Source organism: Enterobacter cloacae complex sp. P47BA (assembly GCF_014930485.1).
In the GTDB taxonomy this organism is placed as follows: Bacteria; Pseudomonadota; Gammaproteobacteria; order Enterobacterales; family Enterobacteriaceae; genus Enterobacter; species Enterobacter bugandensis.
The window spans coordinates 1-10,606 of the sequence record NZ_JADBRF010000037.1 but is presented as its reverse complement, the minus strand read 5'-3'; the positions used below and the strand labels follow the sequence as shown (position 1 = coordinate 10,606).

The 10,606-nt window shown below is 54.6% G+C and carries 10 protein-coding genes; 3 read left to right on the top strand and 7 right to left on the bottom strand.

Annotated features, from left to right (window positions below; genetic code table 11):
* Positions 1 to 115: 115 nt before the first annotated feature.
* The 3 genes from IM299_RS22665 to IM299_RS22655 all read right to left on the bottom strand — a co-directional run bounded on the left by IM299_RS22665 (position 116) and on the right by IM299_RS22655 (position 3,676).
* Positions 116 to 1,438 carry an MFS transporter gene (locus tag IM299_RS22665; RefSeq protein ID WP_028014749.1) on the bottom strand — a complete coding sequence of 441 codons (1,323 nt, stop codon included), beginning with the start codon at positions 1,436 to 1,438 and terminating at the stop codon, positions 116 to 118.
* Between the two features lie 261 nt (positions 1,439 to 1,699).
* Positions 1,700 to 2,725, bottom strand: a complete 1,026-nt coding sequence (yhjD, locus tag IM299_RS22660) for an inner membrane protein YhjD (protein WP_041911856.1) — start codon at positions 2,723 to 2,725, stop codon at positions 1,700 to 1,702.
* Between the two features lie 51 nt (positions 2,726 to 2,776).
* Positions 2,777 to 3,676: a LysR family transcriptional regulator gene (locus IM299_RS22655; protein ID WP_028014747.1), complete on the bottom strand. Its 900-nt coding sequence runs from the start codon at positions 3,674 to 3,676 to the stop codon at positions 2,777 to 2,779.
* A 119-nt stretch (positions 3,677 to 3,795) separates the two neighbouring features.
* Here IM299_RS22655 and IM299_RS22650 point away from each other — a divergent pair, with 119 nt between their 5' ends.
* The gene (locus IM299_RS22650) at positions 3,796 to 4,554 is read left to right on the top strand and encodes an SDR family NAD(P)-dependent oxidoreductase (protein WP_193358126.1); all 759 of its coding nucleotides are present in this window, start codon (positions 3,796 to 3,798) and stop codon (positions 4,552 to 4,554) included.
* A gap of 173 nt (positions 4,555 to 4,727) precedes the next feature.
* A complete protein-coding gene (locus IM299_RS22645; RefSeq protein WP_045259401.1) occupies positions 4,728 to 5,330 on the top strand; it encodes a response regulator transcription factor in 603 nt (200 codons plus the stop codon).
* Here the strand turns inward: IM299_RS22645 and IM299_RS22640 are convergent.
* Both IM299_RS22640 and IM299_RS22635 read right to left on the bottom strand, forming a co-directional pair.
* The gene (locus tag IM299_RS22640) at positions 5,309 to 5,647 is read right to left on the bottom strand and encodes a lysozyme (RefSeq protein WP_193358125.1); all 339 of its coding nucleotides are present in this window, start codon (positions 5,645 to 5,647) and stop codon (positions 5,309 to 5,311) included. The two genes, IM299_RS22645 and IM299_RS22640, sit on opposite strands and share 22 nt — an antisense overlap.
* A gap of 71 nt (positions 5,648 to 5,718) precedes the next feature.
* Positions 5,719 to 6,258 (bottom strand): GNAT family N-acetyltransferase, encoded by a 540-nt coding sequence (locus IM299_RS22635; protein ID WP_028014743.1) that lies wholly within the window; start codon positions 6,256 to 6,258, stop codon positions 5,719 to 5,721.
* A 147-nt stretch (positions 6,259 to 6,405) separates the two neighbouring features.
* On the opposite strand from IM299_RS22635, the gene IM299_RS22630 reads away from it, so the two are divergent.
* Positions 6,406 to 7,998, top strand: a complete 1,593-nt coding sequence (locus IM299_RS22630; protein ID WP_193358124.1) for an STY4199 family HEPN domain-containing protein — start codon at positions 6,406 to 6,408, stop codon at positions 7,996 to 7,998.
* A gap of 48 nt (positions 7,999 to 8,046) precedes the next feature.
* Here IM299_RS22630 and IM299_RS22625 read toward each other — a convergent pair whose 3' ends face one another.
* A complete protein-coding gene (locus IM299_RS22625; protein ID WP_193358123.1) occupies positions 8,047 to 9,696 on the bottom strand; it encodes an alpha,alpha-trehalase in 1,650 nt (549 codons plus the stop codon).
* 561 nt (positions 9,697 to 10,257) lie between these two features.
* On the bottom strand, positions 10,258 to 10,606 hold a 349-nt coding region (locus IM299_RS23030), incomplete at its 5' end, for a hypothetical protein (protein ID WP_227013225.1).

Below are 10,606 nucleotides of genomic sequence, written 5' to 3'. Positions count from 1 at the left end.
ACGGGTTCTTATGCCTCAGTTGTAAGTGTCTACCATGTCCCCGAACAAGTGTTCACTATGTCCCCGGACCGTACAGTGGGAGAGGGCCGGGGTGAGGGCATCAGGCCGCAATGAATTACAGCGCCTGATGCTTAGTCTCATGCGTCAGCAGCAGCGCAATCAACGTCAGCGCCGCCATGGCCGCCAGATAAACGCCCACGTAGAACAGACCATAATTTGCCTGCAGCCAGGTGGCGATATACGGTGCCACGGACGCGCCCAGAATAGACGAGACGTTATAGGAGAACGACGCGCCGGTATAACGCACCTCCGTCGGGAACAGCTCCGGCAGCAGCGCGCCCATCGGGCCGAAGGTCAGCCCCATCAGGCTCAGGCCAATCAGCAGGTACGCCATCACCAGCGCCGGGCTACCTGAACTCAGCAGCGGCGGGAAGACGAACAGAGCAAACAGAATGATCAGCGTGGTGATCGTAATCATGCTCGCACGACGACCAAACTTATCCGCCAGCAGGCCGGCAATCGGTACCATCACGCCAAACCCAATCACCGCCATCATCAGCATCCACAGCACTTCGTTACGCGGCAGGCCCAGCCCAACCGGTGCGGCAGCGGTACTGTAGGTCATGGAATACACCGTCATGATGTAGAACAGCGTGTAGGTCGCCAGCATGATAAACGTGCCCAGCACGGTCACGCGCACGTGTTTGGTCAGCAGGGTGCCCAGCGGCACTTTTACCTGTTTTTTCGCCGCGGCTACTTTTGCGAACACCGGCGTCTCATGCAGGGAAACACGCACATACAGGCCAATCAGCACCAGCACGGCTGAGAAGACAAACGGAATACGCCAGCCCCAGCTCATGAACTGTTCATCCGTCAGCAGCCAGGAGAGCAGCAGGAAGGTCCCGTTGGCAAAGAAGAAGCCAATCGGCGCGCCAAGCTGCGGGAATGAGCCGTACAGCGCACGTTTACGCGGCGGGGCGTTCTCGGTCGCCAGCAGCGCCGCGCCACCCCATTCACCGCCCAGCCCCAGACCCTGACCAAAACGCGCCAGCGCCAGCAGGACCGGCGCCAGAATGCCGATGGTTTCGTAGGTCGGCAGCAGGCCGATCGCCACGGTGGAGATGCCCATTGTCAGCAGCGAGGCCACCAGGGTGACTTTACGCCCAATACGATCGCCGAAGTGTCCAAACAGCGCGGAGCCAATCGGACGCGCCACAAACGCGATAGCAAAGGTCGCCAGAGACTGTAGCGTCGCCGCCGTCGGGTCTCCCTGCGGGAAGAAAATATGCGGGAAAACGATGACCGCTGCGGTGGCGTAAATGTAAAAGTCGAAGAACTCAATGGCGGTGCCAATCAGCGATGCGACGACAACTTTATTGCGCGAGTTTACCGGGACGTTTTCCGCACCAGAGTCGAGTGTTGTGGCTGTTGATTGCATAATATTTTCTTATTTTTTGTCGAACGAAAGGCCATATTACGCACAGCAAAAGCGACATTTCAATCTGTAACAAAGTCGCTTCCTGATTATAAAATCAACAAAAAGCGGATAATGTTCAGGCCAGCCAAAATGCTTCCATGAAATGCTTCACGTTTTTTAAATATTGGTGGATAAAACTGGTTTTCGGTTAAATAAAAGTTACGGACTGGATTTATATGCTGAAATGATGAGTCGGGCTGAAATATCAGCCCGAGAGCGGAATTAACGATGTGTTTTTCCTGGCATTCGCGTGTCGCCTTTGTACTCGGCGGTGGCAATCCACGCCGCGCAGAACAGGGTTAAACGCGCGAAGAAGTAAAAGAACGCCATCAGCCCGAGCACCGAGCCAAATGCCGCGCCGGATGGGGATTTCACCAGCGACGGCAGGGTGTAAGTCATCACGATCTTAATCACTTCAAAGCCGATCGCCGCAATCAATGTGCCGCGGAGCAGCGCCTTCTTACGCGGACGATGCCGAGGCAAGCGCCAGAAAATCCAGAAGAACAGCAGGTAGTTGGCGAAGATGGAAATCGCCAGCCCGATCCCGCGCCAGGCGGGCTTCAGCCATTCGATGTAATCAAGATAGAGCGCAGAAATAATCATCTGCTGCGCGGAGCCCGCCACGGAGGTAATGGAGAGCGTGACGACGAGCGCGATAAGCAGGCCAATCAGCGAAATAAAGTCGCGGAAATATTTAACCCAAATTTTCTCCTGATCCTGCGGTTTACGCTCCCACACCTCGCGCGACTGGGCGCGAATAGCTTCGCGGAGGTTGCCCATCCAGTTAACGCCGGAGTAAAGGGCGATGAGCAAACCGACGATCCCGACGGTGGTGCGCTGCTGAACGGCGGTGTTTATCGTGCTTTTCAGCGTGGTGGCGAGGGTTGGGTCACTGACGTTATTCAGGATCTTATTGAAAATATCCTGCAGCAGCGTTGGATGCGACGCGAGTACAAAACCGGCCGCAGCAAACGACACCATCAGGATGGGGATCATCGACAGGAACGAAAAATAGGTGATCGCGGCACCGAACTGGTTCCCCATGCGGTCATTAAAGCGCTCGGTCGCACGTATTAGATGCGCAACCATGGGAAACTGCTGAATTCTCTCCGCCAGGCTGGTGACGGTGCCCAGCGCCTTGCTGGCTGTACCAGGGGCTTTAGCCTCTTCCGGCTCGGTTTCCATCTTCTTGATGGGTTCATAATCTAAATGTTGGGTGGGTCGTTGCGGGTTATTTTCCGGCGTCACGCGTCTTTTCCTTTTTCGTTTGGCTGGATGTTATTGAATTATAGCTTGCGACTAGTCCACGTAAGCTTTTGTGAGTTCGGTTAGCCACTCCATAAACAGATGAACCCGGCGAGAGAGGTTGCGCCGGTGGGGGTAAATCAGGGAGACAGGCATCGGTTCCGCGCGATACTGCGGGAGGATCTCAATCAGTTTCTTTGCGCGCAGCAGGTCGCGCACCCCAACGCGCGGGGCCTGAATGATCCCCAGCCCGGCAAGGCAGGCGGCCTGGTAAGTTTCCGTGCTGTTGACGGTTAGCACCCCGCCCGTTTTTATCCACTGCGTCGTGCTTCCGTTATAAAATTCAAAGCCCTGAGGGCGGCTTCCCAGCATCGCAGCATAATGAATCACGGCGTGCGAGCCTAAATCGTCCAGCGTGTCAGGGTAGCCAAAACGCGCCAGATAATCCGGGCTGGCGCAGTTGATCACCGACAGCTTGCCCAGCGGACGGGCTATCAGCCCTGAGTCCTTCAGGGAACCCACGCGGACGACGCAATCAAACCCTTCGCGGACCACATCCACCAGACGATCGCTGCTGCTGAGCTCCAGTTCGATACCCGGATACTGCTGTAAAAACGCAGGCAGTTTGGGGATGACGACATTTCGAGCAACGCCAACGGGCATATCCACGCGCAGCCTTCCGCTGATGCTGGAGGGATCGTGCTGAAACATACCGTCCAGCTCATCCAGGTTCGCCAGCAGATCTTTTGCCCGTTCGTAATAGACCATGCCGTCCTGCGTCAGGCTAACGCGGCGCGTGGTACGGTGCAGTAGCTGGGTGCCAAGCCGGTTTTCCAGTGCCTGAATTTGCCGGGAAACGCTGCCTTTCGGCAGCGTTAATGTCTCTGCCGCGCGGGAAAAACTCTCCAGTTCCGCGACGCGAACAAACAGCTGCATTGCGTGAATTTTATCCATAGATGAAGCTCATTGTTGTTTGCACTGAAACAGTGAAGCGTTATTACCCATCTTTATTGATCTTCTATCACCTAATAAGCTCTTTCTCAATCTCCATAACAGCCAAAACGAGGTTTATGATGACTGAACGTATCGCATTAGTGACGGGTGGTAGCCGCGGCTTAGGTAAAAACGCTGCGTTAAAGCTGGCTGCTGACGGCACGGGAATTATCCTGACCTACAATCGTAGCCGGCAGGAAGCGCTGGAAGTTGTGCGCGAAATTCAGGAAAAAGGCGTCAAGGCGGCGGCATTAAAGCTCAACGTCGGGGATATCGCCGGTTTCGAAAATTTTGCTCAACAGCTTCAGGAGATCCTGAAGAGCGTCTGGCAGCGCGAAACATTTGATTATTTATTGAACAATGCCGGGACGGGTTTATACGCACCCTATACCGAAACGACGGAAGCCCAGTTTGATGAGGCGCTGAACATTCACTTCAAAGGGCCTTTCTTCCTGACGCAGCGCCTGCTGCCTCTGCTTAACGACGGGGGGCGGATCCTCAATGTCTCCAGCGGACTGGCCCGCTTCACCCAGCCAGGCTCAGGAACCTACGCGGCCATGAAAGGGGCGATGGAAGTGCTCACCCGCTATCAGGCGAAGGAGCTTGGAGCGCGCGGTATCTCCGTCAATATTATCGCACCAGGCGCGATCGAAACCGACTTTGGCGGTGGGCGCGTGCGCGACAACGCGCAGCTTAACCAGATGCTGGCGTCGCAGACGGCGCTGGGGCGGGTAGGTTTGCCGGACGATATCGGGAATGCCATTGCGGCGCTGCTTAGCGATAAGCTTGGCTGGATGAACGCGCAACGTATTGAAGTGTCAGGCGGTATGTTCCTGTGATGTCTGATGTTAAGGGGAGGGAACCCCTTAAGGAAATCCTTAATATGGATGTGTCAAAATGCGGGTAAATATAAAAACCACTGGCGGATTTGTAACCTCTCCATTCATTGAGTTTTTTCTTAAATAGCGCCTATGTAGAATCCCCCTTCGCTATTCTCAGAGGGAGAAATACGATGCGAGTAATCATGTTTGACAGGCAGTCGATATTTATTCATGGAGCGATACACGGTTTGCAGAAATTAATTCCTGAAATAAATATAACGGGGGCTTGTCAGGCAGACGATTTATGGACGCAAATATCCGCGTCACCGTCTGCTATCGTCATGATTGACGGCAATTTAATTCAGGATGAGGGGAGTTCTTTCCTGGATGAAATCATGCATCGCTTCCCGTCGGTACGGGTGATGATGGTTCTGGCAAAAAAAGAGACCCGATGGGTTGAACAACTCATGCAGCGAAACGTGATGGCTATTATCCCCCGTAACGCTAACCCTGAGCGGTTTGCCGCCGTGCTGGATTCCGTGTCCAGAGGGATGGTCTGCTTTCCCGCTGAGTGGGTCAGCCAGCAATCGTCAGCGCAGGCGTTACTTTCCTTAAGCGAGCGTCAGCGTGAGGTGCTGAAGCTGCTGGCGGCGGGCGAATCAAACAAAGAAATTGGTCGCAATCTCAACATCAGTGCGGCCACGGTAAAAGCGCATCTGGAAGCGCTTTTTCGCCGGCTGGAAGTAAAAAACCGAACCCAGGCAGCCATGTACTACACCCGGGCGACGGCCTGAAGCAGCGCTTTCGGGAGTGAAGACGTCACGCCGAAACTCATTATCATCAGTACCAGCGCGTCATGCTGCTGCTGGGTTAATGGATGTATACACTTTTCCCGCAGCAGCGTTTCACAAAGCTGAATATCTTCATGGAGTAAATATTCCGCCTGAAGAGGCGTGATAAGGCCGTGAAAATTTTCCCGTTCGCGGATCACATGCCCATAGCCGATAACCCATACACCCTTTTCATCACGATATTTCTCCAGTGAAAGCCCTTGATGTTTCTTTATTAATTCTATGGCGGCAGAAGATATATTTAGCGCATGACCGTTCATATTCGTTTCCTCTTAATGGCGATACTGTAGAGGAATCGCGGTACGAGCAATATCCGCCAAATGGCTATTGATCAGGAATTATTGTTCAGGTATTCCTGCCGTAATAACCCAAATAACCAGTCATTTTGCCAGCGACCGGAAAGGTAATAGCTTTCACGTAGCTCGCCTTCCAGCTGGAAGCGAGCTTTTTCCAGCAGGCGCCTGGAGGCGACGTTTCCCGCGGTGACGGTGGCGGTGAGCCGACGAATACCGCCCTGATGAAAGGCGTAATCGCAAAGCGCCTGCAGGGATTCGAAGCCGTAACCTTTGCCCTGCGCCTCGGGGGCAAAAAGAAAGCCCACTTCGGCGCAATCTTCTTCCCGATGAATATACCCGGTAACGCCCAGCGGGGCCTGTGAGAGGGCATCACGTACAACGAGACACAGCCAGTGCGCGCTGCCTGGCGTCCAGGGCGTCAGGCGCGAATCAAACGCCTCCCGGATCGCTGCGACGGGGCGGTTCTCCGCCACAAAGCGCATGACTTCGGGGTGTTGCTGCAACGCCAGAAAAAAGGGCCAGTCTTGCTCCTGCAGGGGCGAGCAGTTCAGGCGTGAGGTCATTAAAACTGGCATTAAGATTCTCCTGAAGCATTTTAAATGATTTTAGGGTTGTCACTTTATTTCAACAGAAAGTCAGGTATGGTTAAGCGCGTATAAATAAAAAGAAAAACGGCCGTTAGTGCCCATTCCGGATGTCTTCGCTGTCGCTTAAGGAAAACAATGACTCTCAGCACATCACATCATATCCGCGAACAGTTCGAACACTGTCTGGCGGTCATTCGCCAGGCGTCGGTGGAAATCTTGCTTCTTCTGAATGTACATGTTTCTGAGGGAAAAGATCCACGCTGGTTTCTGGAACAGGTGGACAGCGCGCGTTTAGGCCTCGGGGGATGGGCTACGGTTGCGAAGAAGCTTAACCTGAATGATGCCGAGATGTCGGAATTTACGCTGCAGCTGCGCCTGCTGCAGCAGCGCGTCCCGCAGTACGAAAGCGGGCAGGATGTCAGTGAAAACCAGCTTATTGCGGCGATGCGGTTTGTGACTTCGCTGGAACATCTTCGTCTGCAGCAGCCGCTTCTGACCTACAGCACCGAGCTGGCCCCGGGAAGCGAACTCCAGCAACAGCAGGCGCACAAGCAGGTACGCGCAATTGAGTTAATGATTAAAGGCCTCATTCAGCAGGCCTGGCCCGATCAGGTGCGGCTCAATAATCATCTTAAAACCTTATTTAACGCTGACCGCGTACGGCGCTGGCTGAAGCATGGCGAAATCAACGATGTCCTGAGCGGCATGATGTTCAGTGAACTGGCGCAAATGCTGGTGGATAAAAAAGAGTTCAGCCGCTATTACGCCTCGCTGTTTAACGACCCGTCCATGCTGACGCTCCTGGTGGAGCCGCGCAAAACGCTGCAAACCTTCCTTGACGACATTCGACAAATTCGCAACAGCATTACGGTGCAGAAAACGTTAAGTTCGGCGCAAATTCAGCTGCTGGATAACTACTACATGCAGATCTCCCGTCCGGTTCAACGCGCGTTTGAGGAGGGGAGAACGCGCGTCAACCCTGCCGGATTCATGGCTGTGGATGCCAGCGAGCTGCACGCGTTCTGGGAAAGGGCGCAAAAAATGGATCGGGTTACCGGTGGGGATCTGTTTGAAGTCCGCGACACGATTGAAAAGCCGACCCAGCGCGCCCCGCGCACGCCCGAACAGCGTGAGCAGCTTATCTCCGGTGCGCTATGGGGAGCGGTCGGCGTGATGGTGATTGCCATCGTAGTAGGCGGCTTCTGGCTGGTGACCAGCAGCAAACCGCAGCCTGCGGCCGAAAATACGGCGCAAGCGGCGGCTCCGCCGCAGGAGATGCGCGAAACCCCTTCCTCGCGCGAGACGCTGACGCGCATGGGAGTGACCTGGGACGAGAGTAATTTCCGTTCGGCGATTAACCGCAACGATACCCGCGTGGCGCTGCTCTTTTTGCAGGGAGGGATGGACTGGAAGCTGTCATGGACCGAAGAGGCGATGTCGGCAGGCTATGACGACGTTCTGGAGCTTATGCTGCGCTATCGGCAGAACATGGCAGAAGAGAAGCCGTGTCGTCGTTTCATCAATACGCTCAGCCACGCCATGTCAAACGGCGAGTCCCTGACGTCAATACGTAAAGAGTATCTGAAAGCGTTCTGCACCGTGCCGGCCGTGGTGAAGCGCCAGAAACACGATCTTGAGATGGCAACGCGACGCGCGCAGTCACAGCCGGATGCCACCACGAAAAAATGGCAGTCTATTCAGACCGCCATTTATGAGGTGATTCGCTAAAATTTTCCCCCTCTCCCCAGAGGGGAGAGGGGCCAGATCGCACCCCTCTCAAGGCTCCCCATACAACCCAATCAACCGTCGCACCACGCCGTTCGTCCAGCCGAAGCCATCCTGTAGCGGATACTCCCCGCCGCCCCCTTCGCGCGGCGTACTGCTGGCGATGTGGTACTTCTCAATCAGCTTGTGGTGCGTCTTGTAGAAGTGGTTCACCGTATGCAGCCAGCTCCAGGCGATTTCATCCCCCAGCGAGTCGTTACCGTACTGCTTGAACCCCTGAATCGCCATCCACTGCAGCGGCGCCCAGCCGTTGGGTTTATCCCACTGCTCGCCGGTTTCGTACTCGGTTGCCAGAATCCCACCCGGCGTCAGCAGACGCGCTTTTACCGCGTCAGATAAACGTTCTGCCTGCTCGTGCGTCGCCATTCCAACATACAGCGGCACAATGCTGGCGGCAGAAAACAGCGCCATCTGCTCGCGTCGCCAGTCGTAATCGCGGTAACAGCCACTCTCCTCGTCCCACAAATAGCGGTTCACCGCCGCGCGACGATCGGTGGCCTTCTGGCGGAACAGCTCGGCCGTCTCTTTATCCCCTTTCGACGCCGAGATATTGGCAATCGCGCTCTCCAGCTTAAACAGGAAGGCGTTCAAATCGATGGGGATAAATTGCGTCGTGCGAATGCTGGCGAGCCGCGCCGGATCGCGCAGCCAGCGGGAGGAGTAGTCCCAGCCAGACGCTGCTCCCGCACGCAGATCGCGATAGACCTCATTCGGCGGACGGCCCGAGTGGCGGGCGGTTTCCACGTCCTCAATCCACGATTCGTCGCGCGGGGTGTCACGGTCGTCCCAGTAGCGGTTGAGCAATGAACCGTCCGGCATGCGCACCGCGCTGCGGTATGCCTGATTAAGCAGCAGCGACTCCGCGCCGTCCATCCAGAAGGCATGCTCCATTTTGAGGTGGTCGAGGTAACGCTTCGCGCCGCGCACGCCGTCCTCTTCAAATAGCTCCACCATCAGGGCAAAGACCGGCGGCTGCGAGCGGCTGAGATAATAGGTGCGGTTGCCGTTAGGGATATGGCCGTAGCGTTCGATCAGCCACGCGAAGTTATCCGCCATGCACTTCAGCAGATCGTTACGGCCACTTTCCGCCAGCCCCAGCATGGAGAAGTACGAATCCCAGTAGTAGGTCTCGCTGAATCGCCCGCCGGGCACGATATAGGCCTGCGGCAGCGCCAGCAGGGACGACCAGGGAATATGATCCTGTGGTTCGCGCGTCAGGACGGGCCACAGGCTATCAATGTGCTCTTTAAGCGACAGGCCGGGGTCGGAGACATACTCCGTGCTGTAGGTTTCAGGCAGCCAGAAGTGGTTCTCAACGAACTGGCGCAGGTCGAAATCCCGGTGCCGTCTGACCTTACGGTAGCGGATCAGAATATCCAGCGGATCCATCTTCGGCGCGCAGTCGGGGAAGGTTTTGCTGTCCGCAAACAGCCGCGTCGACTGGACATGTTCGAACAGTTCAAGGTAGCGATCGGCGGGCGTCAGGGCATCGGAGGCGGGTAGCCCCTCGATCATTTCGGGTTCCGGCTCCGCCTCAATCATCTCATCCAGTTTTAACTCGCAGGGATCGGTCTCGTAGCGCAGCTCTTCTGCAATCTCGATTTCGATGTTCTCGGTAGCCTGTAGTTTCTGGTTGAACATGGTGATAGGGACCTCCGGTTGTGTGTTCTGAAGACAGGTTTCTCCGGGCGTCCTATAAGCGTAGACATTCGCTTCGGTAGATGTGGAGGGATATGTGCGGTAGATCACTCTTTTCGGAGCATTCGTTTTGCAATGATTTATGTATGTGAATAAAAAAAGCCCCTCCGGAGAGGGGCTTCTGCATTATCGCATGGTGGGTAGATACTACCACACTGTTACAGTGTAGAAATTCTGGAAGGCGGTGCCAGTGTTGGTTTAGGATAATGTTAACAATTTTTCCAGAGTTTTCAGAGAAAAGAGATTTTGAGTGACAAACCACTGATGTTTTCCAGAATCACTTTCTCTTAGAAGATCGATAAAGTCTGTCTATGGGGAGGATCGTCTCCCAGGGTGAAGTCAGTCCACTTCACCGAGTTGCTTCCCCATCGGTGGGTTCTTCAAAAGGGCAACATGGCCGCCCTCCAGAGGTGAACGTACCTTATGCCTATGTACCAAGCCTTAGATTCCTGATAGTTCTAAGGGCGAGAAATAGCAAACTTACTTGAAAATTGACTCTGAAATTCAAGCTTCAGCTAGAATAAACTTCCGTTGCTCATCTTCGCATTTATGACATGCGAAATATTTGATTGTTTCCATATCACCAGTCACATACTCATCACAATGTGGACAGTTAACTGCTGACCATCCTCTATCAAAGCATGAAACACAACTCCACTGACCTTCAATATAGAAAACTGAATTTGGAGCGTGCTGACATACGTGACAACCAGCGACACATTCGCCACCTTCCTCCCACCAATCATCACCCGTTACATATACGTCGCGACACAATTTTTGAATCGCCACGGATAATCTAGACACTTCCGAGCCGTTGGTAATACTGGTTTTCATATTCAGCCGGTGGCATCTT

Coding starts and splice junctions, on each gene's coding strand:
- IM299_RS22630 (WP_193358124.1), top strand. CDS start 6,406: ATGACTCTCAGCACATCACATCATATCCGCGAACAGTTCGAACACTGT.
- IM299_RS22655 (WP_028014747.1), bottom strand. CDS start 3,676: ATGGATAAAATTCACGCAATGCAGCTGTTTGTTCGCGTCGCGGAACTG.
- IM299_RS22640 (WP_193358125.1), bottom strand. CDS start 5,647: ATGAACGGTCATGCGCTAAATATATCTTCTGCCGCCATAGAATTAATA.
- IM299_RS22665 (WP_028014749.1), bottom strand. CDS start 1,438: ATGCAATCAACAGCCACAACACTCGACTCTGGTGCGGAAAACGTCCCG.
- IM299_RS22625 (WP_193358123.1), bottom strand. CDS start 9,696: ATGTTCAACCAGAAACTACAGGCTACCGAGAACATCGAAATCGAGATT.
- IM299_RS22645 (WP_045259401.1), top strand. CDS start 4,728: ATGCGAGTAATCATGTTTGACAGGCAGTCGATATTTATTCATGGAGCG.
- IM299_RS22635 (WP_028014743.1), bottom strand. CDS start 6,258: ATGCCAGTTTTAATGACCTCACGCCTGAACTGCTCGCCCCTGCAGGAG.
- IM299_RS22650 (WP_193358126.1), top strand. CDS start 3,796: ATGACTGAACGTATCGCATTAGTGACGGGTGGTAGCCGCGGCTTAGGT.